Here is a 25,737-nt window from a genome sequence, read left to right as displayed (position 1 = left end):
CCGAGATGATCGAAGCCCAGCCCCAGCAGACCGCCGAGGATGCCAGCAAGGACGCCTTCTTCGCCAGAATCGCTGAAATCTCGCAAGAGATGATCGGCGCCCATGGCAAGGAATTCGCGATGGGAACGCTCGTGCTGGCCGCGCGCTGGATCGCCAGCGACAAGATCAGTGAAGGGTCTGGCCGCCACTGAACAGGCCAGGGCCGGTGGGCATGGCTTCCCTGCCTTGCCCGCCGCTGGCCTGTCCGGCGGTGACCGCCCAACGCATCTGGTCAAGCAGGATGTCGCGCGACCCGGCCGCAAAGACGAGCAACCGCGCCTCATCCCCGGCGACCGAGGAGATCAGCGTCAAATCCTCTTCCAGCCCTATGTCGATCAGATGCGCCCAGGCGCAAAGTTCGTGCAGCCGATGCGTCACGAATTCCAGACAATCACGCGCAACCGGATTGGCGGGCCATGCGGCATCGCGCAGCCGGTTGCCCTGACCCAGCGGAGAGCTATGCACTGCCGAACCCAGGAGCGTCAGCACCTCGCGCCGCCAGCGGCCGTATTCGCTCTGGTCGGAATGGTCGAGGCCGATGCTGTACAGCTTTTCCGCGACCAGCCGGAAGGCCCGGCCACCGGCGATATGGCGCCGCCAGAAATCATTCGCCTCTTCGGCACTGCGGCAGGCGACGAATTGCTGTGCCAGCTTGCGCCGCAACAAAAGCGCCAGCAGCATATCGACATCTTCCGAAACGGATCGCACCAGTTGCAGCGACGGCACCGCCAGTTCCGACAGCACCAGAAGCCGCAAGGCAGCGACGGTTTCGACCACCCGCCCGCTCAGGATATGCAGCGCGCAAAGCTGGTCGCGACCCAGAAGCAGCCCATCGATCTTCATCCCTGCGCCGGCCGCCTGATGCAGCGCCATGGTCCAGATCAGCGCCTGATCGAACAGGCACAGCCGGTCATGGGCACGACTATCGGTCTCGGGTCGCTCGGTCATGGGCAGGGGGCGAAAGCCGGGCAGGCCGCGAATGCACTCTCCCCAGAGCTTGTCGAGATCGTGCCCGCGGGCAGACCACATCTGCCGCAACCGCGCCGCAAGCTGCGGCGACATTTCGCGGTAGAACCGTTCGGGTCCAATGGGTTGATCCGGTGCGAGGGTCGCCAAGGCCAATGCTCCCACAGGGCGTGGATCAGATGACGCTAACCGCGCGCCTGACACAAAGCCAGCGTCAAAACCTTGGGTTCCGGCAGATCCAGGCGGTGAACCTGCTGCTGCTTTCAAACGAGGCGCTGGCTGAGGATCTGATGCGGCGGGCGGCAGCAAACCCGTTCCTGCGTCTTCGGCTGCCGCCGCAGTCGACCGCGCTGATCGAGGATCAGGGCGAAAGCGAGTGCGGGCTCTACGCCCATGTGATCGGGCAGTTGCGTATGATCGGCGCAGCGCGGGCCGATGAGGCGCTGGCCACGGCCTTTGTCGAGGCGCTGGACGGCAACGGTTGGCTTGACCGTTCACTGGCCGAGATTGCCGCCAGCACCGGGCGCAGCCCCGCCGCCGCCACCACGATGCTGACAGCCATCCAGCAAGAGATCGAGCCGGTCGGGCTGTTCGCCCGCGGGCTTTCCGATTGCCTGCGACTGCAAGCGGCGGATCGCGGGCAGTTGACGCCCGCGATGGAGGCGGTGCTTTGCCATCTTGAGGCGGTCGCCAGCGGCGGGGTGGCAGCCTTGGTACAGGCCACTGGAATGCCGCCCGAGGTGGTGGCGCTTTGTCTTGCTCAGATCCGGCGGATGGACCCGCGTCCTGGCCTGGCCTTTGGCGGCCCCCCCGCGCCGCTGCGCGCGCCTGATATTATCGTGTCGCGCGGGGCCGAAGGCTGGCAGATTGCGCTGAACCGCGCCACGCTGCCGGTGCTGACCCTTGCGCCCGGCAGAGAGGGGGCGGCGGGTTTGCGTGCCGTGCGGGCCGAAGCGGAATGGCTGGCCTCGATCGTCGAGCGGCGCAACCGCACGGTACTGGCAGTGGCGCGCGCTGTGCTGGCCCGGCAGCGTGGCTTTCTAGACCATGGGCCGGGCGCGTTGATGGCGCTCAGCCGGTCCGATATCGCCGCGCGCCTTGGCCTGCATGACAGCACGGTCGGGCGGGTGGCGCGCGATCTCTTGGTCGAGACGCCGCAGGGGTTGCGAACGCTGTCCAGCCTGTTCGACAGCGGGCCGACCAGAGGCAACGGCACGGCGGCAACAGCGATCCGGTATCGGTTGGGGCAGATTGTGGCGACGGAAGACCCGCGCGCGCCCTATGACGATGCCGCGCTGGCCGCCCTTCTGCGCAGAGAAGGCAAGCCGCTGGCTCGGCGCACCGTCGCGAAATATCGCGAGGAACTGGGCATCCCTGCCCGCAACCAGCGGCTGCGCACCTAGGGTTGCTCACCCAAATGCTTGTAGATCGTCGTTCGCGACATGCCGAGCGCCCGTGCTGCCAGCGAAACATTTCCCTCATGCCGCTGCACCATGGCGCGGATGGTCTGACACTGGCTTTCCTTCCAGGGCACGCCGGCGCATTGCGGGCAACATTCCGCCGGGGCCTCGCCGCCGATTGCGGGCAGCAGCGACTCCAGATCGCGCGCCTCCAGCACGGCATCCGGACAGATCAGCATCGCCTGGGTGATGATGGCGCGCAGCTCATGCAGGTTGCCAGGCCAGGCATGCGCCGCTAGCCGGACGAGCGCCGCCTCTGAAATTCGCGCCTCGGGCCGCACCGAGATCGCGAAGCGCAGGGCCAGCGCCGCAAGGTCGCCGCGGTTGCGCAGGGGCGGCAGTACCAGCCGGAATCCTTCCAGCCGATAGCGCAGGGCGGGCAGCAGCCCCGCCAACCCGTCCGGTTCGCTGGTCACACTGACGACCCGAAGATCACAGCGGATCAGCGCGCCAGTACCGGGCTGACGATACTCACCACCGTCCAGCGCGGCCGCAAGGGCCGCCTGAGCGGCCCTTGGCAGGGCCGTCACTTCATCCAGAAACAGGGTGCCGCCATCCGCCTCTTGCAACAGCCCGGGCTGAGCGGCCGTACCGAGGATCTGTGACAGCTCCGCCTCTTCCAGCATCCGCCCGTCCAGCACCACCAGCGGCCCCTTGCGCCCGGTAGCGGTATGGGCCAATCGGGCGATCAACGCCTTGCCGGTGCCGGTCTCGCCACTGATTGCGATAGCGACACCGCGCCGCGCCGCATCGGGCAGTGCCTGAAGCCGTTGCCACAGCGCCGGGTCTTCGACCACCACATCGCGGAAAAAGTTTTTCACTGGTGCCGCTTCTTCACCCTGACTCGGGCGCAGCCGGCGCGCCAGCGCGAAGCTCGCCCGGTTTGCCACGCAGCGGAGAGAGACAGCCGAGCCTATGCGGTCGCGGATGCGCAATGTCTCGCCCTCGGCGAGCCTGCGCTGGATCGCCGCGAAGGGCTGCTCGAATATCCGGTCGAAACTTTCGCCCAGCAGGCGCGGGAACCCGGTCAGGAACATCTCGCCCTTGCGGTTCACCGCCGTCACGGTGAGGTCTTCGCCCAGTACCAGCATCCCCATCGACAGCGTGCCGAGGTATTCAGGGCGCGGATGGAATTGCAGCACCATGCTGCGGTCATGGCGGGCGCGGATCAGGCTGTTCTCGATGCTCGACGCTGCCATCTGCACGAGTGCCGCCGTGTGCTGCTGACGCACCGCCGACATGGACGAGGCATCCAGCACCCCCGCCAACCGCCCGGCCCCGTCAAAGATCGGCGCCGAGATGCAGGATACATCGCCATGCGCGCGCAGGAAATGCTCGCCGCCATAGACCTGCGCCGGGCGGCCCGTGGCGATACAGACGCCCATCGCATTGGTGCCACGGAGATCCTCGCTCCAGACAGAACCGGGAATGACTTGTGCACCCGCATCGGTCTCGGCGAACTGGGCATCGTGCAGCGTGTCCAGCACCACCCCTTCGGGCGAGCCGAGCGCGATCATGAAATTGGACCCGGCGATCTGGTCGAACAACAGTTCCAGCTCGGGCCGGGCAAAGCGGATCAGATCCGCATGCATTTGGCGCGTGGCCGAGAATTCGGTTGCCGACAGGATTAGTCGCCTGCTTCGTTCCAGCGGGTCAAGCCCGTGCGACAGGCTTCGCAACCAGCTTTCAGTGATGTCGCCCGGCAAGGCGCCGCCGGGAAACCGTCCTTGAGTTTCAAGCTGATGCCGCGCGCGGGTCAGCGCCGATGTCTGCATCTCCATGGCACCGGCCCCTCCCTGGGCGTTGTCCATTCTTGGTCCCGGCGCATCTCCTCCTGCGACCTGGGCGCCCTCGTCCCGGGCCGATCAAAGCGTATCGGCTGCGCACCCCCTGTCAATCGGCGCAGGCGATTCGCCCGCATCTGTCCAACTTGTGAACAGTGCGCCAGTCGAGCGGTTTCTCCCGCCCCCCGCCCGCGAAACTGTTCAGAGGCTGAACGCCCCCTGCCCCCGTTCGTCCAGATCGCGAACGACCGCATCGGCAGCATCGCCAAAATTTGCGCCCGCGGCCGACCTCGCCGAACGTCCCCAAACCGCCGGGGAGGGCGGTATCCGAAGAGGCGAGAAACCGACCATGAAAGCCCAGGTTCTTCATACCTATGATCCCAGCCTGACCGCCCCCCAATGGGTGCGCGGCCAAGAGGTCGCGGATCCGAAGATCGTGAAATCCAGTGACGTGATCATCCGCATCGGCGGCGCGGGCGTGTGTCGCACCGATCTTCATATCATCGAGGGCATCTGGCGTCCCCACACCGACCCTTCAGGCACCGCCCTCCTGCCCCTGATCATGGGGCATGAAAACGCCGGCTGGATCGAGGAGACCGGGTCCGAGGTCGAGGGGTTCAAGAAGGGCGATCCGGTGATCGTGCACCCGAAAGTGACGGGCGGCACATGCATCGCCTGCCGGCGCGGCCATGACATGCATGGCGATGGCAAATTCCCGGGGCTGGACAGCAACGGTGGCTATGCCGAGCTGCTGCATACTTCGGTCCGCAATCTGATTGCGTTGCCCAAGACATTGGCTCCAAAGGATGTGGCCCCCTATGCCGATGCCGGGCTGACCGCCTACCGCGCGGCGAAGAAGGCAGCACAGCAATTGCTGCCCGACCAGACGGCGGTGGTGATCGGCGCGGGCGGGCTTGGCCATATCGGCATACAGGTGCTGCGGGCCATGTGCGCGGCGCGGATCATCGTCGTCGATATCTCCGACGCCTCGCTATCGCTGGCGGCCGAGCATGGCGCCGACCATCTGGTGAAAGCCGATGGTGGCGAGGTCGAGGCCGTGCTGGCCCTGACCGGGGGCAAGGGTGCCGAGGCGGTGCTGGATTTCGTGGGCGAGAAGGGTACCACGAAAAAGGGCCTCGATATGACCCGCCCGGCGGGCTCCTACTACGTCATCGGCTATGGCGAGGAGATCCGCGTCCCCACCGTGGACATGGTGATCACCGAAAAGAACATCATCGGCAATCTGGTCGGCACATGGGCCGAGCTGACCGAGCTGATGGCTTTGGCCGACCGCGGGCTCGTTGAGTTGGCGACGAAACACTACCGGCTCGATCAGGCCAATCAGGCCTTGCAGGACCTGCATCACGGCAAGATCAGGGGCCGCGCTGTTCTGGTGCCCTGACCGCGATCTGACAAGAAACTGACTCTGGGAGGCTGTCATGACCAAAGGAACCGCATTGAAGCGGATGTTCGTTGCAACCACCGCGCTGGCCTGCACGGCCAATGGCGTCGTTGCTGAAGACTACACGAAATACGGCATCAAGACCGATGTGCCGGGCATTTGCAGTTTCGAGGCCATCGACGCCAAGGACTATTCCGGTCGCACGCTGAACGTGATCACCCACGCGATCCCCGTGATCGGAGAGCCGACCGCCCTGCACGCAAGCCAGTTCCAGGAACTGACCGGCGCGACGGTGAATGTCGTCCATGTGCCCTTCGGCGATCTGTTCCAGCGCATCATGATCCCGTTCCAAACTGGGCAGCAGGCCTATGACGTGCTGTTCTACGGTTCGCTCTGGCTGGGGGATTTCAACCCTTATCTGGCCGAGGTTCCCGCCGCCTATCAGGAAGTCGCCGGCATGGCCGAGGTGACCGAGACCTATCGCGGTGTCGCCTCATGGGGCGGCAAGATGCTGCAATATACGATGGATGGTGACCGCCACTATCTGAAATACCGGGCGGACGTGTTCAGCAACCCCGAAGCGCAGGCCCTGTTCAAGGAAAAGACCGGTCGCGATCTGACCGTGCCTGCGACGTGGGAGGAATACAACGAGGTCGCCGCCGTCTTCACCAATACCGATTGGGACGGCGACGGGGCGCCGAACTTCGGTACCGCCGAAGTGACGAAGCGCGACGACCTGATGTTCTCGGCCTTTATCAGCCGGGTCGCGCCCTATGCCAAGCATCCCGACGTGAAGGGCGGCTTCTTCTTTGATCTGGAAACCATGACCCCGCTGGTCAACTCGCCCGGCTGGGTGCGCGGGCTGGAGTTGTTCGTGGAAGCGCAGGCGTCGATGCCGCCCGGCGGCACCTCCTTTGGTCTTGGCGACGAGATCTTCTCGTTCGGCGGCGGACAGACGCTGATGTCCTACAGCTGGGACGACGCGTTCATTCAGGCGATGCAGTCTGACAGCCCGATCCGCAACAAGGTTGAGGCGGCACTGCTGCCAGGCGCGAAAGAGGTCTGGAACCGCACCACCGGCCAATGGGACACGTTCGATGAACCGAACCGCGTGTCCTATGTGACCTGGGGCTGGACATCGGCGGTCGCGAAGGACAGCGTCAATCAGGATATGGCCTTTGATTTCCTGTGCTTCTTCGCCAATGAGGCGAATACCGAGGCCGACCTTCAGATCGGGCGCTTCGGCATCAACCCCTATCGCGACAGCCATTTCGATCCGGCCTTCTACGAAACCGCGCTCGGCTGGGACAAGGCCGTCGCCGAAACCTACACTGCCACGCTGAAAGGCATCGATACCGCGCCGAACCAGGTCTTCGACCTGCGGGTGCCGGGAGTGGGTGAATTCATGTCCTCACTGGCAGCCGGCGTTGCCCGGGCACAATCGGGCGAACAGACGGCACAAGAGGCGCTGGATGGTGTTGCCGCCGAATGGACGGCGATCGTTGACCGCATCGGCGCCGACCGCGTGCGCGAGGCCTATGCCAACGTGGTGGCACTGGAAGACCGCTGATCCGGTCTGTCAGGCGGAGGGCCAGCTCCCGGTCCTCCGCCTGTGTGACTCCGGCAAGCCATCAGGACACCCGCTTCCCGTCGGCGCCAGACAGCCAGCCGGCTTTTCGCCAAAGGATTCCCATGTACCGCCAGAAATACATCTTCCTCTTGCCGGGCCTGCTGGTGCTTGTCGCGGTGATCCTGTTCCCGCTGATCTTCACCATCCGCGTCAGCTTTTCATCCTGGGATGTCTATAACCCCGGCCTGAACAGTGCGGGCGGGGCGATGTATGCCCGTATGTGGGAAGATGCCCGCTATTGGGAGGCGCTGTGGCGGCTTTCGCTGCTGAGCGTCTCGACCGTGCTGATCCAATATGTGATCGGCTTCGGTCTGGCACTGCTCGTCTGGCGCGAGATTGCCGCGCGGCGGTTCTTCCGGGTGCTGTTTCTGGTGCCGATGATGACGACGCCGGTGGTGATGTCGGTGATCTGGCGCACGATCTTTCACGAAAGCCTTGGACCCCTGAATCCCGTCCTTGAAACCATCGGCATCGGCGCGCAGCCGTGGCTGTCGCAACCCGGCTTTGCCTTCGCCGCCGTGATGATCGTGGAGGTGTGGCAATGGACGCCCTTCATGTTCCTTCTCTTGCTGGCGGGGCTACTGTCCCTGCCATCCGAACCCTTCCTTGCGGCCAAGGTGGATGGCGCCGGGCCGATCCGCACCTTTCTGTCCGTCACCTTCCCCATGATGGGCGCGATCTCGGTCGGGGCTATTCTGATCCGCGCCATCGAGGCGTCAAAGATTATGGAGACGGTCTACGTCCTGACCTCGGGCGGGCCGGGAACATCGACGGAAACGGTCAGCTACTACATCTATATCCGGGGCATGCGCGACTTTCAGATCGGCTATTCGGCGGCGCTGTCGCTGACCTATCTGATCATCATGGCGGTCGCCCTGACCCTGATCGCAAAGGCGCTGATGCGGCTTATGGTGCGGGGGGCGCAGGCATGAAGACCCTGTATCTGCTGTTGAAATATCTGGCCGTCACGCTCTGGTCGGCTTTCGTGATCGTCCCGTTCCTCTGGATGCTCACGACCAGCTTCAAAACCCAGCAAGCCGTGACCGAAGGCGCCACCTGGCTGCCTTGGGCACAATATGAACCGTCACTTGCCGGCTGGAAGGCCCTGTTCGGCGGTGCAGGAGGCATCAACATCATGAAACCGTATATAAATTCGGTTATCGTCACCGGGACGGCCTCGGTCATCGCCCTTATGCTTGGCACGCTGGCGGCATATGGCCTGTCGCGCTTCACCTTTCGCGCCGGTCCGATCCGAAACGGCGACATCACCTTCTTCTTCATCAGCCAGCGGATCATGCCGCCAATCGTGCTGGCGATCCCGTTCTTCCTGATGCTGCGCTGGCTTGGGCTTCTGGACAGCCTGCCGGGGCTGATCCTTGTCTATGTCGCGGCGCTGATGCCGATCGCGGTCTGGGTGATGGTCGATTTCTTCAACACCATCCCGCGCGCCCTGGATGAAATGGCCTGGATGGACGGCTGCCCCCCGGTCACAACTTTCCTTCGGGTGATCCTGCCGAACGTGTTGCGAGGGCTGGTGGTGGCGGGATTGTTCTGCCTGATCTTCGGCTGGAATGACTTCTTCTTCGCCTTCACCCTGACCTTCACACAGACGCAGCTTCTGCCCGTATCTATCGTGGCGCTGAACTCGTCCGTCACGCCATGGTGGTCGCTGTCCGCCGCCGCCATCGTCTCGGTCGCGCCCCTGGCAGTGCTGGCCTTCGTGGTAGAACGCTTCCTCTCGCGCGGCGGTCTCGCCGGGGCGGTGCGCTAATGCTGCTGCTTCAGGACATCGCGCTGGCCGAGGCCAAGGTGCCGCATCTCTCCGGCATCACACTGGAGTTTGCGCCGGGCCGGATGACCACGCTTCTGGGTCGAACCGGGGCGGGCAAGACCACACTGCTGCGTGTCATCGCCGGGCTGACGCTGCCCGACACCGGTCGGATTACGCTGAACGGAACCGACTGGTCGCGCCTGCCGCCGTGGAAGCGGCCGGTCGCCATGGTGACACAGCAGTTCATCAACTATCCGCATCTCAGCGTGCTGGACAATGTGGCCTTCCCCCTGACTCGTGCGGGCACCCCGCGCGACGAGGCGCGTGCCGTGGCCGAGGCGATGCTGACCCGCGTCGGTCTTGGCGCGATGATCGGCCGCCGCCCCTCAGAGCTTTCGGGTGGGCAGCAGCAGCGGGTGGCCATTGCACGGGCGCTGGTGAAACGTGCGCCGGTCCTCTTGATGGATGAACCCTTCGTCAACCTCGACTACAAACTGCGCGAAGGGCTGCGCGAAGATCTGGCCGAGCTCTTGCGCAAGGAAACCGGCACCGTCGCCATCTACGCTTCGACCGACCCGCGTGAGGCCTTGCAGATGGGCGACCACATCGTCCTGTTGGCCGAAGGCCGCGCCCTGCAATCCGGCCCGCCGCGTCAGGTCTTTGCCGCGCCAGCCACCGTTGCGGCCGCGGCTGTGGTGAACGATCCGCCGATCAATCTGCTGCAGGCCGAGGCTTCCGGCGGACAGATCCGCATCGCGGCGCTGGATTCCCCGCCCATGCCGGGGCCGGATTTGCCTCCGGGTCGCTATACCCTTGGGCTACGCGCCGAAGATGTGCGGACGGGCGGTGATCTTTTGGCCCGGGTCGCCCTGACCGAAGTGTCGGGCTCTGAAACCGTGACCCATCTGGAGGCGGGAAGCCAGTCGCTGGTGATGCTGGAACGTGCGGTCAGCATTCACCCCCTTGGCAGCCACCTCGGGCTGCACCTTGATCTGTCGCGGGCGCTGGTCTTTGACGCCAAAGAACGGCTCGTGACGCTGGAGCCCGCCCATGGCTGAGATCTGGTTGCAGAACCTTGCCCATACCTATGCGCCGGGCGCACCCTATGCGCTGAAGCCGCTGGACATGACCTGGCGGTCAGGCGGCACCTATGCCCTGCTTGGCCCTTCGGGCTGCGGCAAATCCACCATGCTGAACATCATCTCGGGCCTTTTACGCCCCTCCGAGGGGCGGGTGCTGTTCGACGGGCGCGATGTCACCGCGCTGTCCACCGGCCAGCGCAACATCGCGCAGGTGTTTCAGGTGCCGGTGATCTACCGGTCGATGACGGTGGGGCAGAATCTTGGCTTTCCGCTGGTCTGCCGGGGTATGTCCGGCCTACGCATCCGCAAGCGGGTCGACGCCGTGGCCGAACGGCTGGGCCTCGCCCCACTGCTGAAACGGCCGGCGAATGCGCTGACCGCCGATCAGAAACAGCTGGTGTCCCTCGGCCGGGGCCTGGTGCGCGCGGATGTGGCGGCGATCCTGCTGGATGAACCGCTGACCGTGATCGACCCGCATATGAAGTTTGAACTTCGCCGCATCCTGAAAGAGATCAACGCGGAATTCGGCGTGACCATGGTTCTGGTAACGCATGACCAGACCGAGGCAATGACATTTGCCGAAGAGGTGATCGTGATGAATCATGGCGAGGTGGTTCAGGTCGGATCGCCGACCGAGCTGTTCGAACGGCCCGCGACCCACCATGTCGGCCAGTTCATCGGCTCGCCCGCGATGAACTTTTTGCCCGCCCAGCGTGACGGCGACCGGATCGCCGTGCCGGGTACCGGACTGGCGCTTCCTGCGCCGGTGAACCTGCCCGATGGTGATCTGGCACTGGGTTTCCGCCCGGAACATGCGGCGCTTGCGGCGGGGGACGGGCAGTTCACCGGGCAGGTTGCCCGTCTGTGGTTCGAGGGGCTGGACGAAATCGTCGCCCTGTCCAACCCGGCGGGCGAGGTGCGTGTCCGCTGTCCTGCGGGCCAGCCGCTGGCGCGCGGCGACAGCGTGGGCATCCGGCTCCGCGACGGTGCATTGCGGCTTTACAGCGGCGGGCGTCTGGTCGCCTGAACATGCACCTCCGGTGACGTCGGGGGCGCCGCCGGACGGCGGGCCCCGTCTCTTGATGATGCGGCGATCCTGTTTGACGATGGTGTTCAGATACCTAAGCCGAACGATCTCGACCGGGCTCGGGATGTCCAAGGATGTCAGCATCTGGTTGCACCTGCGCGCCTCGCTTCCCAAGGGTCTCTGTGAGATCCCGATACGGCGCCGTGTCGCGGCCGTATACGACGGCGACGAGAACGGCATCTCGGGGGAATGAGCCCCTTTGAAAGAGCCCATCAGGCAACGCTGCGCCCTGATCTGCCGCGACAAGCACCGTCCAAACGCTCAAGCTTCAGGTCAACCGCAGCAAGGTTGCGACCGATCCTCACCACACCCCATCGCGTTTGATGAAAACTTCCCGCTCACGACTTTTTTCGGCATCGCCGCCCCAACCGTGGCACTTGTCATCGGCCGCCTCGATCGCAAGCTGGTCAACCTCGCTCTCTGCGCGCTGCTGATCGCATCCAACATCGCCGTGGCCCTCACATCCGAATATTTCGTGCTGCTCGCCGCCCGCATGCCTTTGGGCATCGCCATCGGCGGGTTCTTTACCCTGGCCGTTGCCACGGTCGTGCACCTTGTCACGCTGGACGATATCGGCCAGGGCATATCCGTCGTTTTCGTTGGGATGTCGGCCGAGCTCGTCGACAGCCCAACCCTGGCCACTTTGATCGGCGAGGCCTTCGCCGGCGTATGGCATTCCTGGCTGGCGCCGGATGCGAATTGGTTGCGCTCTTCTTGCAGGCAGCGTGCCTGCCAGGCGCAAGGCGGCAGGCGGATCGGACCTTCGCCATCCTTCTGGAAGTCTTGTCCTCAACACCCCTGGCGGGAATGACAAAGCGGTGCCGATTTGTGCCACTCAGAGCCGAGCTCAAGCAAAGACACGCTTGATGAGGGCAGATATCAGCGGCATTGATTTGGCGGATGCCTGCCAGACGAAGCTACCCAGCGGGTCAGCGGCGCATGATCCGCGCCGGCGCCACCTTCGGCCATGATCTCTTCCCGATCCCGGTTCAGATGATGGTCAATGTCAGCTGCGGCCCCCGTAAACCGGAAAGGTCTGCGACAGAACCGCCGCCTTGATGGCCCGCGGGGGAATAGCCCCCGCGGCAGTTTACAGAACGTCAGCTGCCGCAACAGCCCGCGCCGCGGCGACAAATGCCGTGCGGGTGATCTCCAGCTCGGCCGCGCCATGTTCGCCCGACACGAAATAGCGGCCCCAGGGCGAGGGCAGCGCGACCACGCCGTTCCGGCGCAGGCTTTCATAGACGATCCGCGTCGCCTCCGGCCGGGACCGCTGCATCGCCTCGGACAGCGTCTTGGGCACAGTATCGCAGAACCACAGCGAAAAGGCCGCGTCGAAGCCCGATGTGCGGGCGGTGATCCCCTCTTCGGCAAAGGCATCGGCTATGGCGGCACGCATGGCGGCGCCATAGCCGTTCAGCCGGTCGTAGAACGGCTGGTCCAGAAGCCCCATGGTGGACAGAACCGCCTGCATTGCCAGGGGGTTGCCGTGATAGGTGCCGAAGCGCATGACCTGTCCGCTCTCCGTCACCTTGAAGGCCTCGGCCGTGCCCAGCACCGCGGCGACCGCAATGCCGCTGCCGATGGCCTTGCCCATGGTCACCAGATCGGGCATCAGCCCCAGCTGTTCGCTGACCAACCCGCGGCCCAGACGCAGGCCGACCATCACCTCATCCGAAATGATCATCGTGCCATTGGCCTTGGCGAGTTCCGTCAGCCGCTCAAAGAAGGCGCGGTCGGGCACAAGGCAGGCGGTGTTGCCCAACATCGGCTCAACCAGGATCGCGGCCAGATCGGCGCCATGCTCCTGAAACAGCTTTTCGATGTCGGGAATATCACTCACCCGGAACAGGGTGATCTCATCCTTCAGCGGACGGTCGTTATTGGCCGGGTCCGCCTCGGGCGAGCCGACATTGCCCAGACGCAGCGGATCGAACCAGCCGTCATAGCCTCCAGCGGCCTTCGCGATGATGCGCCGCCCGGTCGCACCGCGCGCCATCCGGCAGGCCAGATGCACGGCTTCGGTCCCGGTGGTGACAAAGGTGATGCGCTCGATCCGCGGCCCCATCAGCGCGACCAGCGCCTCGCCCGCGGCTTCCTCAAGGTTGTTGCGGAAGCCGGGCATCGGCCCGTTTTCCAGCGCCCCGGTGCAGGCGGTGACAACGGCGGGATGGGCGTGGCCCACAAGACAGGCACCCATCGCCATGCCATAGTCGACGAAGCTGCGGCCCGCGGTATCGGTCAGCCGCGCCCCCTTGCTGGAGGCGACGATGAAGGTTTCGCCATCCACGTCGGGAAGCGTCCTTGGCTGGCTGGAGATGCCAAGAGGAACGGTCATGTGTTTCATGGAAGAACTCCGGTATAGGGTTCGGGTCTAGAAGCCGAAGACCCGGGGCAGCCATTCGGTCGTCGCCGGAACGAAAGCGACGATCAGCAGGCAGATGTTGCTGGTGATGAAGAAGGGCCACAGCCGCCGCGTGACGGCGCTCACGCCGACCTTGGCCACGTTGCAGACCACGAAGATGTTTGTTCCGACCGGCGGGGTGAACAGGCCAATCCCGCCCGAGATCACGAAAATGAGGCCCAGCTGATAGGGCTGCAGCCCGGCCTCCAGCCCGATGGGGTGCACGATGGGGGCAAGGATGATGATGGTGGGGCCAAGATCCGCCCATGTGCCGACGAAGGTCAGAAGAAGGATGATCAAGAGGATCATCATCACCGGCCCGGCACCCGAATTGTGCAGAAGCGAGGCGGCCCAGTCCGGCACCTGTTCCACGGTCAGGATCCACGAGAACGGCGTGGCCACGGCCATGATGATCATGATAGCGCCGGTCATCCGGGCGGTCTCGTTGCAGGTCTCCCAAAGCGATGCCCAGGTCAGTTCGCGGTAGACAAACCCGCCGACGAGGATTGCCCAGACCACCGCGACAAAGGCGGCCTCAGTCGCGGTGGCGAAACCGCCCAGCATCGAGCCCAGCACCACAAGCGGCATCAGAAGCGCAGGCAATGCGCGCCAGATATGCCGGACGGTAGAGCCGAAGGTCGGCCGCGTGTCTGACCGCGGAAAGCCCTCTTTCACGCCCACCCACCAAGCCGTCAGCATGAAGGTGATGCCCAGCATGATGCCGGGAATGACCCCTGCCGCGAACAGACCACCGATCGAAGTGTCGGTGATCACGCCATACATGATCATCACCACGCTTGGCGGCAGGATGATGCCCAGCGTTCCCGCGGCGGCGGTGACGGCGGCGGAGAAATCTTTGGGATATCCCTTTTTCTCCATCGCGGGGATCATGATCGACCCCACGGCCCCGGTGTCGGCGGTGGCCGATCCGGTAATGCCGCCATAGACCATGCAGGTGGCGACGTTGACGATGCCCAGACCGCCGCGGACCCAGCCCAGAAGGTCATCGGCCAGGTCGATGATGCGCCGGGTCAGGCCGCCGGAATTCATGATGCCGCCTGCCACAAGGAACAGCGGGATGGCGGCCAAGTGGATGGAATTCGCACCGCCGAAGACCTGCTGCGCGAACCATGCGGGCGGGAGTGGCACCAACCCGGTCAGGATGACGGCCAGCGTCGAGGCGGCGATAGCCCAAGCGACGGGCACGCCGGTATAAAGCGTCAGCCCGAAGACGCCGAACAAAACGAGAAGGGTCATTGGCGTCCTATCTGGTCAGACGGAAAAGGCGCAGCAGGGCGATCAGCCCCAGGCCCACGCCCATCAGGGGGATGGTGGCCTGCATGATCCAGCTTGGCGCACGCATGACGGGGGTGGGGGTAAAGGCGGTGCGGTCCAGCATGGCCCATCCGCTCCAGACCATCACCCCTGCGACGATCAGCAAAACGATGGCATGATAGGTGCCCTTGATCCGGCCCGGCGTGGCGACCACGCCGTCGATGGAGACGTTTTCGTGCCGGATTTCCGAGAGAACCGCGCCGAACGCAGTGACCCAGAGAAACAGGATACCGACAAGTTCGAACGACCACGTCACGCCGCCAATGTGGAAATAGCGGGCCACGACGCCAAGGCCGGTGGCTGCGACGACCGCAACCACCGAGAGCACCCCGCCAAGCGTCAGCAGCCAGACCGCAAGCTTGCCGGTCCGTTCCATCTTCACGCTGCCGCCTTGCGGATGGCGTCCACCAGGTCGGCCCCATATTCCTTCGAGAAGGTTTCGTAGACCGGCCCGACCATGTCCTTGAACGGCGCGACATCAAGGTCGTTGACCGTGACTCCTGCGGCTTTCAGGGTCTCGATGATCTCGCCATAGACCTTCTTAATGCCTTCCCGGAACCAGGTCTGGGTATTGGCGGCGGCAGCAAAGACGGCGGCGCGGTCGGCCTCGTCCAGGCCGTCCAGCCGGGCCTTGTTGGCGTACCAGTAATTCGCCGTCCAGACATAGTTCGACAGCGACAGGAATTTCTGCACTTCGTACCATTTGGCATCGTAGAAGTCGCGCAGCTCGGGTTCTGCTCCGTCCACCACGCCGCTTTGCAGGGCGGTGTAGACTTCGCCATAGGGAATGGATTGCGGCAAAGCGCCCAGAACCTTGATCGTCTCGATGATGACCGGGATCGGCGGGCAGCGCATTTTCAGTCCGGAAATGTCGGCAGGCGCGGCGATCGGCCCATTGTTGTTGGTGAAAGAGCGGAACCCGGAATCCAGGAATCCCAGGATTTCATAGCCACGGGCGGGCGCCATGGCCTTCAGTTCGTCGCCCACCGGGCCGTCCAGCACGGCATGCACCTTGTCGAAGCTTTCGAACAGGAAGGGCAGCGACACGACGTTCAGCCGCGGGTCGATCGCATCGACCACGCCGCCCAGCCCCATGTCGATGGAGCCATCGCCCACGGCTTCGTTCACCGGGCCTTCATCCCCAAGAAGGCCGTTGGCGAAGATCGTGATGGCGATACGCCCCTCGGTCGCGGCTTCGACCTCGTCCTTGAATTTCAGCATGGCCTGCTGGATCAGGCTGGAATCGGGCGAGGAATGCGCGACACGCAGAGTGGTGGCGGCCCGGGCCGGAGCGCCGGTCAGCGCCAGTGCGGACACGGCGGCGCTGCCCGCAACAAAGTTGCGGCGAGTGATAGACATGCAAAACTCCCATGTTGGCGGCCCCGGACTGCGTTCAACGATGCTGCTGCGCCGGTCTCGGAAGGCTCTTGTTTATGCCGCCCAGTAAGCGGCGCGCCGTAGGCGCCGTCAATCGCCGGGACGCCAGGGCAGGGCAACTTCGGTTTATGCCGGCATAATCACGAGTGATCTGCGCCGGCGGCTCGGCCTTCAGGCCGGGCGCTCGCTCAGCCCGGACAGGCTGTTCTGATCGCCGTATCCGGTGAACTCGGCCTGAAGAAAGGCTGCAATCTTGCGGACGGCCAGCCTCTGGTTTTCCGGCGTCACGATGGTCAGGAAGGACTCGGGCAAGACGGGCAGGTTTGCGGCCACCGGGTCGATGATGCGCCATCCCGACGGCACCGCACATTCCGGCAGCACGGTCAGCATCCGTCCCGAGGCCACGGCCATCAACAGACCCGCCAGATGCGACGAGGAATGCACCATCCGCCACGGACGCCCGTACCGCTCCAGCGCGGCGGCGATGCGCGGCCGGGCCGAGCATTCTTCGGAAAACAGGGCCAGCCGCAGCACGTCCTCGGTTTCAGGCGTCCCCGAGGGGCCGGTGCACCAGAGCTGCCGGTGACTGAACAGGATTTCCCCCTTGGGCCGGGCGTCGATCTGGCAGACAGCGAGGGCAATATCCACCTGCCCGTTATCCACCATCGTATGCAGCCGGGTGGAAAAATCGCAGGTCAGGTCGATATAAATCGCCCGGTGCTGCGGGGCGAATTTGTGCAGCAGAAGATTGCCGATCAGGCTCAGGTAATCGTCGGGCATCCCCAGCCGGACCCGCGCCTCCGCGATGCTGTCGCTGACGAAGGACAGCGCCTCAGCCTCCAGCGCCACGATCTTGCGGGCATAGCCGATCAGGCTTTGTCCCAAGGCCGTGGGTATGGCGCCGTGGCGTGTCCGCTCGAACAGGCGCTTCTGAAGCTTTTCCTCGGTCCGGGCGATGCACATGCTGACCGCGGCCTGCGTCTTTCCCAGCCGATCGGCCGCAGTGGTGAAGCTGCGGGTTTCGGCCACGGCGATCAGAACCGCCAGAGTTTCACTTTCAAGGTGTCGCATGTTCGCGCGCGTCCTTCAGGGCCTGGGAAATCATGATGCATGTTTTGCCGGAATCAATGCTAGCCCAGCCCGGCCTCGCGCGCATTCACGATGTGCCTACATAAGCAGCGGACTTTCGGGCAGCGTGGCCCCACCATCCACCACGATGGTCTGGCCGGTGATATAGCGCGCCTCGTCCGAGGCGAGGAACAGCATGGCATGGGCAATATCCGCGGGCTGCCCGATCGCACCCGCCGGAATATATTGGGCCAGCGCCAAAGACCGCGCGTCCTGCCCGGTGCGGCCCAGATCCGGCGCGGCGATAAAGCCGGGCTCGACGCCGTTCACCGTGATCCCGTCCCGCGCCAGCTCCAGCGCCGCGGCACGGATGAACCCGTTCACCCCCGCCTTTGACGCGGCATAGGCCGCCATGCCGCCGATGGCCACCCGCGGGCCGGTCACCGAAGAAGTGATGACGATCCGCCCGCCGCCCCGCGCCTTCATATGGGGCTGGGCGGCCTGGGCCAGCCAGAAACAGGCACCCAGATTGACCGCCAGCGTCGCCTCAAGCTCTGCCTCGGTCAGATCGGCCAGCGGGCGGCTTTCCACCAGACCGGCATTCTGGATCACGATGTCCAGCCCGCCAAACGCCGCGACAGCGGCCTGCACCGCCGCCGCATTTCCGCTGCGCGTCTCGCCTTCATAACCGCAGGCGATGGCCTGACCACCCCCCGCCCGGATGTCCTCAGCCACGGTTTCGGCCCGGGCGACCGTCCGGTTCGCCACCACCACCTGTGCGCCCTGCGCCGCCAGAAGGCGGGCCGTTTCGGCCCCCATGCCGCGCCCGGCACCGGTCACCAATGCCACTTTGCCAGTAAGTCCGAAGGTCATCTTTCGCTCCGCTTTGCGCGCATCAGGCCGCACGGGCCGCCGCCTGCGCGATCCGCCAAGCCATGACCATTGCCGGGCCGATGGTCGTGCCCGGGCCGGGGTAGGTGCCGCGGAACAGCGATGCCGCATCGTTGCCACAGGCGTAGAGCCCCGGCAGCACGGCGCCGGAGCCATCCAGTACCGCGCCATCCTCATCGGTGCGCAGCCCGGCACTGCCCGCCAGGTCCACGGGAACCACCCGCAAGGCATAGAACGGCGCCTTGTCCAGCGGGCCAAGGCAGGGATTGCCCGCAGCCTCGGGATCGCCGTTGAAGCGGTTCATCACACTGGTGCCCCGGCCGAAATCGCGGTCCACCCCTTCGGTCGCAAAGCGGTTGTTCGCGGCCACACTGGCGGCGAGACCCGCCGGATCGACGCCGATCTTTGCCGCCAACGCGGGCAGAGTGGCGGCGCGGGTCAGATAGCCCTTCCGCAACAGCCGCCCTAGCCCGCGCCCGCCGGGCAGCACAAGACCAAGGCCGTAGCGGCGGATGAAGGCATCATCCACCACCAGCCAGGCGGCATCCAGCCCGGCGCGGATCATGCCCATGCAGAAATCGTGATAGCTGTCGGATTCGTTCACGAAACGCCGGCCGTCGGGACCGACCGCGATCAGCCCCGGCTTGGCGCGGTCCAGAAGGATATGCGGCCAGATCGCCGGCGCCCCGTCCTTCTGCGCAAGGAAGGAGCAGGGCATCCACAACCCGGCACTGTCGCCGCCATCATCCACCGCAGCGCCCAGCCGCGTCTCGGCCAAGCTGATCCCGTCGCCCGTGCTGCCCGGACCTGCCTGACTGACGCGGGCGATCTCGGCCGGGAAGAGCCGGTCGCGCAGCGCCTGGCTGTGGCCGATGCCGCCGGTCGCCAGCACGACGCCGCGCCGCGCGCGCACCCGGCGCGGGCCTTCGGGCGTGTCAATCACTGCGCCGATGATGCGCCCATCCTCGCGGAGGAAATCAGACAGCGGGCTGTTGAACCAGACCGGAACCTTGCGCTGCCGCAGGCTGTAGAACAGCCGCGCCACCAGCGCGTTGCCCATCAGAAGCCGGGTCCCCCGCCGATGGGTCAGCCGGTCGCGGACATAGGGCAGCACGATGCCCAGCGTGGTGCGCAGATTGCCAAGGCTGGCAAAGGGTTTCAGCAGCGCACCCAGTTCCGCGCGCCCTACCATCATCCCGCCCAAGCCCATGAAAATGGCGCGCGGCGGTCGGATGCGGTTGAAATCCTGTCCCAGCCGACGGCCATCAAAGGCCACCGGGGCCAGAGCCCGCCCGCCATAGGCAGCACCGGGCCCGTCCAGATAATCTGGATGCGCGGCCGAAGCGACGAAGCGCACCTCGGAATGCGCTTCCAGATCGGCGATAGCCGCATCGCCCGAAGCCAGGAAGGCCTCGCGCTGCGCGTCGCCGCCACGGTTGCCCACCACATAGCGCAGGAATTCGGCCGCATCCTCGGCCCGGTCCGGCACCCCGGCCGTTTTTGACAGCTGGGTGCCCGGCACCCAGGTCGTCCCGCCCGAGGTCGAGGTGGTGCCGCCGACCTGATCGGTTTTTTCGCACAGCAGCACCGAAAGGTTGCGGATAGCGCCCGACAAGGCGGCCGTCATCCCGCCAGCTCCTGCACCGATCACCAGGAGATCCACCTCGGTCTCGAATCCCTGCTGCATCGCCGCGTCCTTTCCATCGGGTTTCGCCGCGCAAACTTGCACAAAGCTTGCTTGAATGGAAGATCAATTCATATTGGAATAACGTTCCATTCATGCGAAAAAGGCTCGCAAACAGGGAGAGGTCAGAATGCGCATCCTGCTGGTCGGCGGAACAGGTTTCATCGGCCGACGCGCCGCAATGCTGCTGGTGGGCCAGGGGGCGCAGGTCCGGATTCTGGACCTGCCCGCCGCCATCGACCGCTTTGCCGCCCTGCCGGGGGTCCAAGCCATGGCGGGCGATGCAACCGATGCCGCCACCCTGCGCGCGGCAGCGGAAGGATGCGACGGTATCATCCATCTGGCCGGCATCATGACGGTGGACTGCGCAGCAGATCCGACGCGGGCGGTGCAGATCAACGTCATGGCCAGTCTGAACGTGTTCCAGGCCGCCGCCGGGCTGCGGATTCCGGTGGCCTATCTGAGCACAGCCGGGGTTTTCGGGCCTGAAGATGCCCATCATCCGTGGCCGATGACCGTCTATGGTGTCACAAAACTGGCAGTAGAGGGGCTTGCGCGTGTCTTTGCCGCCGACCACGGGCTGAATACACTCGGGCTGCGACCCTATATCGTCTATGGGCCGGGCATCAGCAGCGGCATCGCGGCGGGGCCGTCTGTCGCGCTGGCGGCGTCGGTCCGGCAAGAGCCGGCGGTGATCGGCTTTTCGGGCCGGGTCGGGCTGGTCTATGTGGATGATGTCGCACGCCTTCTGGTCTCCGGCGTCACGCGGCCCTTGTCCGGGGCGCATGTCCTGACCATCGCGGGCGACACGCAGGATGTGGCGGATTTCGTGACAGAACTGTCGCGTCAGACCGGCTGGATCGGAATTTCCGTCGAAGGGCTGCCCTTGCGTATCCCGGCGGAGCTGGTCTCCGACCCAGTGCCCGCTGCCCTTGGCGCGCATCCGGTCACCCAGCTGCGCGATGGCATCGCGCTGAGTCTGCGCGACCTGCAGGCCGCGGGTTAGATCCGGGGCATCCCCGCCGGGCGGGCATCCCGCTTCTGCGCCGCGATGCGGAAGGGCGCGTTCGGCGCCCCGTAGCCACGATAATTGCCGATGCGCTGCACCACTTCCAGAAACAGGCCACCGGGCCGGGCCTGACCGTAGAATTGCAGGAAGCGTCCGCCGGAATCTTCGTCATACATGATGTTGCGGTCGCGCAGGCGGCGTGTCAGCTCCGGGTCCAGCCCAAAGCGCGCCTGCACATCGGCATAGTAATTCGCCCCGATCTGTAGCGCGGGAAAGCCGCGCGCGGCCATGGCATCGGCGCTGGCAAAGATATCGGCGCTGGCAAAGGCGATGTGCTGGACCGACGCCCCGAAAGTGTCGGTGATGAATTGCCCCGCCAGCGTGCCCCGCGCCTCGGTGCCGTTCAGCGTGACGCGCAGCCCGCCGCTCTGGATCGCCTGTGATCGGACCAGTCCGTCGGGGTCGATCACATCCACCACGGGCGCGCGTTCCGCATCGAAGATCGAGGTATAGAACAGCGACCAGCTGAGCATTTCGTCATAGGCCATGGTCTGGCCGATATGGTCTATCCCGGTCAGCCCGGCGCCGGTCGGAACCGGGGTCGAGACCGTGAAATCCACATCCCAGATCCGGCCCAGGTCGGAACTGCGATCCAGAAGGCGGATCACGCTGCCGCCTACGCCGCGGATGCCCGGGATCTCCAGCTCTGCCGGATCATGGCGGGCCGAATGCGGTTCTGCCCCCAAGGCCAGCGCGCGCTTAAGACAGGCCCGGGCATCAGGCACCATCAGCCCCACCTCGGACACCGCCGTTCCGTGCGAGGCCCAGGCACTGCGCGCGAAGCCCTCGGCGTCGGTGTTCACCAGCACATTGGCGCCGCCCTGCCGCCACAGCGTGACCTGCTTGCTGCGGTGCTGGCCTGCGCGTTCGAATCCCGCCGCAGACAGGACCGCCTCAAGCGGTGCGGCCTCATCGGCGCTGGTGGCGAATTCCACGAACTCAATCCGCTCTACCGGGGCCGGCGGGGCGAAGGCGGACAGGGTCACCGGCAGCGCCGGTTCGGCCCGGCGGACCCGGTCCATCAGCGCGACAAGGCTGCGGTGCCCGTCCACCGCCACCAGCCGCGGCAGGCTGGAACGGAACTGGTCGTTGAAGATCTCAAGGCTCAGCGGTCCGGCATAGCCGGTTGCGGCGACCGCGCGCATGAAGGCGGTCACATCCAGATCGCCCTCGCCCGGCATGTTGCGGAAATGGCGCGACCAATAGAGCAGGTCCATGGGAATGGCGGGCGCATCGGCCAGCTGGACAAAGAAGATCCGGTCGCCGGGGATGCTGCGGATCGTGTCCGGGTCAGTCTTGCGGCCAAGGGTGTGAAAGCTGTCGAGAATCAACCCGATGTTCGGGTGATCGGCGCGCCGCACCACCTCCCATGCGTCGCGATGATCGTTGATGTGGCGACCCCAGCACAAAGCCTCGTATCCGACGCGGATGCCATAGGGGGCGGCAATATCGCCCAGCTCGCGGAAATCCTGCGCGATGCGATCGATACCACCCATCGCCTCGGGATGGGTGGAGGAGCAGACCAGCAACAGATCGGTGCCCAGTTCCGCCATCAGCTCGAACTTGGCGCGGGCGCGGGCGAAGGCCCGGCTGCGCAAAGGCTCCGGCAAGCCTTCGAAATCGCGGAACGGCTGGAACAGCGTGATCTCCAGCCCGTGATCACGCACCATCCTGCCCACCTCGGCCGGGCTGTGATCCGAGGCGAGGAAATCCTGCTCGAAGATCTCGATCCAGTCGAAGCCGGCGGCGGCGATCGCCTCCAGCTTGTCGCGGAAGCTGCCCGAGATTGAGACGGTGGCGATCGAGGTTTTCATGGCGCCCTCCTGACGGATGGCCTCAGTATCCCCTATGCGGGCGCTAACCAGAAATACCGATATGATGCCCAGCGGAACATGATGTTAATAAGGCAACCCCACATAATTCTCGGCCAGCGCAGTTTGTGCCGCTGGTGCACCGGCCAGATAATCCACCTCTGCCGCCTGCATCCGGGCCAGAAACGGGCCTTCGGACGGGAAGCTGTGCAGCATCCGCGTCATCGACCACGAAAAGCGCGAGGCTTTCCACACGCGGGCCAGTGCCTGTGCCGAATAGCCCGCCAGCGGCGCGGCATCGCCCCGATACTGCGCGATCAAAGCCTGGCTCAGATACCACACATCTGATGCGGCAAGGTTCAGCCCCTTGGCCCCGGTCGGCGGCACGATATGGGCGGCATCACCGGCAAGGAACAGGCGTCCCCAGCTCATCGGTTCCGAGATGAAGCTGCGCAGGGGCGCGATGGACTTTTCGATGGACGGGCCGGTCACCAGCACCTCGGCCAGATCCGGCGGCAGGCGGCGTCGCAGTTCGGTCCAGAACGCCTCGTCCGTCCAGTCCTCGGCCCGATCGGTCAACGGCACCTGCAGATAATGGCGCGACAGGTTGGAATTCCGCATGGAGCAGAGCGCAAAGCCGCGCTCATGCCCGGCATAGACCAGTTCGTGATGCAGCGGCGGGGTTTCCGACAGGATACCCAGCCAGCCGAACGGATAGACATGCTCGAACTCCTGCCGCAGGGCTTCGGGGATGGTGCGGCGGCTGACACCGTGAAACCCGTCGCATCCTGCGATGTAATCGCAATCGATGCGCTGTTCCCGGCCGTTGCGGGTGAAGGTGACATAGGGCGCGTCGCTGTCGGCCTGATGGATCGTGACACCTTCGGCCCCGTGCAGCACAGCCGCCTCCATCGCGTCCAGCGCGTCATAGAGATCACGCGTCACCTCGGTCTGACCATAGATGGTCACCGTCTTGCCGGTCAGCGCCTTGAAGTCGATATGCACCCGGCGGCCATGCGCCACGATCAGCGTGCCGTCATGGACAAAGCCTTCGGCCACCAGCCGCTGACTCACCCCCGCGTGGTGCAGGATATCCACCAGACCCTGTTCCAGCACACCGGCGCGGATGCGCGCCAGCACATAGTCGCGGCTGCGCTGTTCCAGCACGATGGCATCGACCCCGGCACGTCGTAGAAGAAGGCACAGCAATAGCCCGGAGGGGCCGCCGCCGATGATGCAGACCTGATGACGCATTGGGATCTCCGGTTCGTCAGAGCGGGGAAAAGACAAGCGGGCGCAGGACCGTATGGTCTGCTCCAGGCAGGGGGGCCGCAGGCAGCGGATCGGCGCGGCGCGGAAGCAGGGATAGCGGTCGAGGATCGCCCGACAGCGGCGTCCACTGCGCGATGGCAGCTTCGGATGGCGGACCGATGACCAGACCCGCACAATCCGCCGCGAACAGCGGCACCCCCGCGGCCCGGACCGGATGAGAATTGCGGCGCCGGGACAAGGCTGCCTCAAACGCGGAGGAGGACCGGTTCAGCTGCAGCAGACGGTTCTGCTGTTCTTCGACCAGGGCGAAAGCGCGGGGAATGAAGCCACGGGTCCAGCCCTCTTCGGTGGCCAGCCCGGCACGGGCGGCCTCGCGCTCGGCCCAACCGGCATAGGACCATAGGTGATGGATCACGTTCAGCGCGCCGGTCTCGGCCAACCAATAGCCCATTAGCGGCAGATGCCGGGTGACCAGCGGCAGGCCTTGATCGGCCAGCAGCACCAAGTATTCGGCCGCGGCGCCTGGCTTCAGCCGGTAGCTCCGCCATTCATGGATCATGCCCACACCCTCCGGCCCTCAGTCTCCCGTTCCCTGTCTCGCGCAGATGGTGGGTTCAGGAAATGGACCGGGGATCGGAAAGATTGGACGATTCCCGGCCTCAGCCGTCGGGATGCGCCACTTTACGGAAGGCCCCCGGCGACTGCCCCACCCGCTGGGTGAAGAAGCGGTTGAAATAGGCCGGATCGTCGAAGCCGGTCAGATGCGCCACCTGCGCGACGCTGCTTTCGGTATAGATCAGATAGCGCTTCGCCTCGGTGATCAGCCGGTCGTGGAGGAGTTCCGAGGCGGTCTTGCCCGCCCGCGCCTTGCAGGCCGCATTCAGCCGGGCCGGGGTCACGGCCAGTTCGCCCGCATAGAAGGTCAGGGCGCGCTGCACCCGGAAATGGTCTTCCAGCAGCGCGCGATAGCGCAAGAGCAGGTCATAATCACGGTCCGGGGCGCCACCCGTCTGCCCCTCGGCCGCTACTGACAGCCGCAGGATCATCACCAGAACCCGGGTGAGCAGGGCAACGATGGCCGCCCGCCGCCCCGGCGCGGACCAGATGAATTCGCGGTGCAGCGCCTCGAACGTCTCCAGCACGGCGGGCAAGGGCAGGCCCGAACCCGCCACCGGATAGACCGCCGCATGCCCCGCCGCCTGTGCCAGCCGCGCATCCTGTGCCGAAGCGGCCTGCAGACATCCAAGTGCTGCCGTCACCACATAACCATCCGTCCCCGGCTCAAAGTCGATCTGATGAACGATCCCCGCCGGAATGCACATCACCGCGGGCGCGGCAATCGGCACCTGCCGATCCTCGAACCGGATGGTGCCCGCCCCGTGCCAGACCAGCAGCACCTGTATGTGATCGGGGTGGGCATGGGGACGAATCCTCCAGTCGTTCGGGCCAGACCTGTCGCGGATCGGCTCGACATGCAGGAGGTCCAGTTCGACATCCTGCCCCTGATCTCCATACAGATAATACAGCGGGATGCCCCCTGTCCGCGCACCAGCCATCCGCCCCTCCGCCGTAGTGCCGCATGAATTGTGCAAGAAATGCCCGGCA

The 25,737-nt window shown here is 65.2% G+C and carries 23 protein-coding genes; 10 read left to right on the top strand and 13 right to left on the bottom strand.

From position 1 onward, the window contains the following. The first annotated feature begins 5 nt into the window (after positions 1-5). Positions 6-191, top strand: coding sequence for a hypothetical protein (locus ACED67_RS09780; RefSeq protein ID WP_395541412.1), 186 nt, complete (start codon positions 6-8; stop codon positions 189-191). Here the strand turns inward: ACED67_RS09780 and ACED67_RS09775 are convergent. Beyond that, on the bottom strand, positions 166-1,155 hold the full coding sequence (locus ACED67_RS09775) for a hypothetical protein (protein ID WP_395541411.1): 990 nt from the start codon (positions 1,153-1,155) through the stop codon (positions 166-168). The two genes, ACED67_RS09780 and ACED67_RS09775, sit on opposite strands and share 26 nt — an antisense overlap. A 29-nt stretch (positions 1,156-1,184) precedes the next feature. Between ACED67_RS09775 and ACED67_RS09770 the strand changes: the two genes are divergently transcribed. Beyond that, positions 1,185-2,408 carry an RNA polymerase factor sigma-54 gene (locus ACED67_RS09770; RefSeq protein WP_395541410.1) on the top strand — a complete coding sequence of 408 codons (1,224 nt, stop codon included), beginning with the start codon at positions 1,185-1,187 and terminating at the stop codon, positions 2,406-2,408. On the opposite strand, the gene ACED67_RS09765 is transcribed toward ACED67_RS09770, so the two are convergent. After that, positions 2,405-4,276 carry a sigma-54-dependent Fis family transcriptional regulator gene (locus ACED67_RS09765; protein ID WP_395541409.1) on the bottom strand — a complete coding sequence of 624 codons (1,872 nt, stop codon included), beginning with the start codon at positions 4,274-4,276 and terminating at the stop codon, positions 2,405-2,407. The two genes, ACED67_RS09770 and ACED67_RS09765, sit on opposite strands and share 4 nt — an antisense overlap. A 322-nt stretch (positions 4,277-4,598) precedes the next feature. On the opposite strand from ACED67_RS09765, the gene ACED67_RS09760 reads away from it, so the two are divergent. The 7 genes from ACED67_RS09760 (at position 4,599) to ACED67_RS09730 (ending at position 12,032) form a co-directional block, all read left to right on the top strand. Further along, entirely contained in the window at positions 4,599-5,651 is a 1,053-nt protein-coding gene (locus ACED67_RS09760; protein ID WP_395541408.1) for an NAD(P)-dependent alcohol dehydrogenase, read from the top strand. Between the two features lie 37 nt (positions 5,652-5,688). Next, positions 5,689-7,221, top strand: a complete 1,533-nt coding sequence (locus tag ACED67_RS09755) for a type 2 periplasmic-binding domain-containing protein (protein WP_395541407.1) — start codon at positions 5,689-5,691, stop codon at positions 7,219-7,221. 122 nt (positions 7,222-7,343) lie between these two features. Further along, positions 7,344-8,213 (top strand): carbohydrate ABC transporter permease, encoded by an 870-nt coding sequence (locus ACED67_RS09750; RefSeq protein WP_395541406.1) that lies wholly within the window; start codon positions 7,344-7,346, stop codon positions 8,211-8,213. Next, positions 8,210-9,052 (top strand): carbohydrate ABC transporter permease, encoded by an 843-nt coding sequence (locus ACED67_RS09745; RefSeq protein WP_395541405.1) that lies wholly within the window; start codon positions 8,210-8,212, stop codon positions 9,050-9,052. The genes ACED67_RS09750 and ACED67_RS09745 overlap by 4 nt, the downstream gene beginning before the upstream one ends. Beyond that, positions 9,052-10,110 carry an ABC transporter ATP-binding protein gene (locus tag ACED67_RS09740; RefSeq protein WP_395541404.1) on the top strand — a complete coding sequence of 353 codons (1,059 nt, stop codon included), beginning with the start codon at positions 9,052-9,054 and terminating at the stop codon, positions 10,108-10,110. Before ACED67_RS09745 ends, ACED67_RS09740 begins: the two co-directional genes overlap by 1 nt. Next, positions 10,103-11,161, top strand: a complete 1,059-nt coding sequence (locus ACED67_RS09735) for an ABC transporter ATP-binding protein (protein ID WP_395541403.1) — start codon at positions 10,103-10,105, stop codon at positions 11,159-11,161. The genes ACED67_RS09740 and ACED67_RS09735 overlap by 8 nt, the downstream gene beginning before the upstream one ends. A 259-nt stretch (positions 11,162-11,420) precedes the next feature. Next, on the top strand, positions 11,421-12,032 hold the full coding sequence (locus ACED67_RS09730) for an MFS transporter (RefSeq protein WP_395541402.1): 612 nt from the start codon (positions 11,421-11,423) through the stop codon (positions 12,030-12,032). Positions 12,033-12,311: 279 nt separating this feature from the next. Here ACED67_RS09730 and ACED67_RS09725 read toward each other — a convergent pair whose 3' ends face one another. The 7 genes from ACED67_RS09725 to ACED67_RS09695 form a co-directional block, all read right to left on the bottom strand. After that, a complete protein-coding gene (locus ACED67_RS09725; protein ID WP_395541401.1) occupies positions 12,312-13,568 on the bottom strand; it encodes an aminotransferase class III-fold pyridoxal phosphate-dependent enzyme in 1,257 nt (418 codons plus the stop codon). Positions 13,569-13,595: 27 nt separating this feature from the next. Beyond that, on the bottom strand, positions 13,596-14,882 hold the full coding sequence (locus tag ACED67_RS09720; RefSeq protein WP_395541400.1) for a TRAP transporter large permease: 1,287 nt from the start codon (positions 14,880-14,882) through the stop codon (positions 13,596-13,598). 7 nt (positions 14,883-14,889) lie between these two features. Next, complete coding sequence (locus tag ACED67_RS09715; protein WP_395541520.1) at positions 14,890-15,336, bottom strand: TRAP transporter small permease; 447 nt, start codon at positions 15,334-15,336, stop codon at positions 14,890-14,892. Positions 15,337-15,338: 2 nt separating this feature from the next. Next, entirely contained in the window at positions 15,339-16,319 is a 981-nt protein-coding gene (locus ACED67_RS09710) for a DctP family TRAP transporter solute-binding subunit (protein WP_395541399.1), read from the bottom strand. 189 nt (positions 16,320-16,508) lie between these two features. Beyond that, entirely contained in the window at positions 16,509-17,408 is a 900-nt protein-coding gene (locus tag ACED67_RS09705) for a LysR family transcriptional regulator (protein ID WP_395541398.1), read from the bottom strand. A gap of 96 nt (positions 17,409-17,504) precedes the next feature. Then, entirely contained in the window at positions 17,505-18,278 is a 774-nt protein-coding gene (locus ACED67_RS09700; RefSeq protein WP_395541397.1) for an SDR family oxidoreductase, read from the bottom strand. 22 nt (positions 18,279-18,300) lie between these two features. Beyond that, positions 18,301-19,983 (bottom strand): FAD-dependent oxidoreductase, encoded by a 1,683-nt coding sequence (locus ACED67_RS09695; RefSeq protein WP_395541396.1) that lies wholly within the window; start codon positions 19,981-19,983, stop codon positions 18,301-18,303. Between the two features lie 127 nt (positions 19,984-20,110). Between ACED67_RS09695 and ACED67_RS09690 the strand changes: the two genes are divergently transcribed. Continuing rightward, the gene (locus ACED67_RS09690; RefSeq protein ID WP_395541395.1) at positions 20,111-20,986 is read left to right on the top strand and encodes an NAD-dependent epimerase/dehydratase family protein; all 876 of its coding nucleotides are present in this window, start codon (positions 20,111-20,113) and stop codon (positions 20,984-20,986) included. On the opposite strand, the gene ACED67_RS09685 is transcribed toward ACED67_RS09690, so the two are convergent. The 4 genes from ACED67_RS09685 to ACED67_RS09670 all read right to left on the bottom strand — a co-directional run bounded on the left by ACED67_RS09685 (position 20,983) and on the right by ACED67_RS09670 (position 25,688). Then, complete coding sequence (locus tag ACED67_RS09685; RefSeq protein WP_395541394.1) at positions 20,983-22,863, bottom strand: bifunctional sugar phosphate isomerase/epimerase/4-hydroxyphenylpyruvate dioxygenase family protein; 1,881 nt, start codon at positions 22,861-22,863, stop codon at positions 20,983-20,985. The genes ACED67_RS09690 and ACED67_RS09685 overlap by 4 nt on opposite strands. A gap of 84 nt (positions 22,864-22,947) precedes the next feature. Then, a complete protein-coding gene (pobA, locus tag ACED67_RS09680) occupies positions 22,948-24,114 on the bottom strand; it encodes a 4-hydroxybenzoate 3-monooxygenase (RefSeq protein ID WP_395541393.1) in 1,167 nt (388 codons plus the stop codon). A 16-nt stretch (positions 24,115-24,130) separates the two neighbouring features. Further along, positions 24,131-24,691: an NIPSNAP family protein gene (locus tag ACED67_RS09675; RefSeq protein WP_395541392.1), complete on the bottom strand. Its 561-nt coding sequence runs from the start codon at positions 24,689-24,691 to the stop codon at positions 24,131-24,133. A 100-nt stretch (positions 24,692-24,791) separates the two neighbouring features. Beyond that, on the bottom strand, positions 24,792-25,688 hold the full coding sequence (locus tag ACED67_RS09670) for a helix-turn-helix domain-containing protein (protein WP_395541391.1): 897 nt from the start codon (positions 25,686-25,688) through the stop codon (positions 24,792-24,794). Between the last annotated feature and the right edge of the window lie 49 nt (positions 25,689-25,737).

This window comes from Neotabrizicola paludis (assembly GCF_044142105.1).
In the GTDB taxonomy this organism is placed as follows: domain Bacteria; phylum Pseudomonadota; class Alphaproteobacteria; order Rhodobacterales; family Rhodobacteraceae; genus Pseudogemmobacter.
This window is presented reverse-complemented; position numbering and strand designations above follow the sequence as displayed.

Coding starts and splice junctions, on each gene's coding strand:
- ACED67_RS09780 (WP_395541412.1), top strand. CDS start 6: ATGATCGAAGCCCAGCCCCAGCAGACCGCCGAGGATGCCAGCAAGGAC.
- ACED67_RS09770 (WP_395541410.1), top strand. CDS start 1,185: ATGACGCTAACCGCGCGCCTGACACAAAGCCAGCGTCAAAACCTTGGG.
- ACED67_RS09765 (WP_395541409.1), bottom strand. CDS start 4,276: ATGGACAACGCCCAGGGAGGGGCCGGTGCCATGGAGATGCAGACATCG.
- ACED67_RS09760 (WP_395541408.1), top strand. CDS start 4,599: ATGAAAGCCCAGGTTCTTCATACCTATGATCCCAGCCTGACCGCCCCC.
- ACED67_RS09755 (WP_395541407.1), top strand. CDS start 5,689: ATGACCAAAGGAACCGCATTGAAGCGGATGTTCGTTGCAACCACCGCG.
- ACED67_RS09750 (WP_395541406.1), top strand. CDS start 7,344: ATGTACCGCCAGAAATACATCTTCCTCTTGCCGGGCCTGCTGGTGCTT.
- ACED67_RS09745 (WP_395541405.1), top strand. CDS start 8,210: ATGAAGACCCTGTATCTGCTGTTGAAATATCTGGCCGTCACGCTCTGG.
- ACED67_RS09740 (WP_395541404.1), top strand. CDS start 9,052: ATGCTGCTGCTTCAGGACATCGCGCTGGCCGAGGCCAAGGTGCCGCAT.
- ACED67_RS09735 (WP_395541403.1), top strand. CDS start 10,103: ATGGCTGAGATCTGGTTGCAGAACCTTGCCCATACCTATGCGCCGGGC.
- ACED67_RS09725 (WP_395541401.1), bottom strand. CDS start 13,568: ATGAAACACATGACCGTTCCTCTTGGCATCTCCAGCCAGCCAAGGACG.
- ACED67_RS09720 (WP_395541400.1), bottom strand. CDS start 14,882: ATGACCCTTCTCGTTTTGTTCGGCGTCTTCGGGCTGACGCTTTATACC.
- ACED67_RS09715 (WP_395541520.1), bottom strand. CDS start 15,336: ATGGAACGGACCGGCAAGCTTGCGGTCTGGCTGCTGACGCTTGGCGGG.
- ACED67_RS09710 (WP_395541399.1), bottom strand. CDS start 16,319: ATGTCTATCACTCGCCGCAACTTTGTTGCGGGCAGCGCCGCCGTGTCC.
- ACED67_RS09705 (WP_395541398.1), bottom strand. CDS start 17,408: ATGCGACACCTTGAAAGTGAAACTCTGGCGGTTCTGATCGCCGTGGCC.
- ACED67_RS09700 (WP_395541397.1), bottom strand. CDS start 18,278: ATGACCTTCGGACTTACTGGCAAAGTGGCATTGGTGACCGGTGCCGGG.
- ACED67_RS09695 (WP_395541396.1), bottom strand. CDS start 19,983: ATGCAGCAGGGATTCGAGACCGAGGTGGATCTCCTGGTGATCGGTGCA.
- ACED67_RS09690 (WP_395541395.1), top strand. CDS start 20,111: ATGCGCATCCTGCTGGTCGGCGGAACAGGTTTCATCGGCCGACGCGCC.
- ACED67_RS09685 (WP_395541394.1), bottom strand. CDS start 22,863: ATGAAAACCTCGATCGCCACCGTCTCAATCTCGGGCAGCTTCCGCGAC.
- pobA (WP_395541393.1), bottom strand. CDS start 24,114: ATGCGTCATCAGGTCTGCATCATCGGCGGCGGCCCCTCCGGGCTATTG.
- ACED67_RS09675 (WP_395541392.1), bottom strand. CDS start 24,691: ATGATCCATGAATGGCGGAGCTACCGGCTGAAGCCAGGCGCCGCGGCC.
- ACED67_RS09670 (WP_395541391.1), bottom strand. CDS start 25,688: ATGGCTGGTGCGCGGACAGGGGGCATCCCGCTGTATTATCTGTATGGA.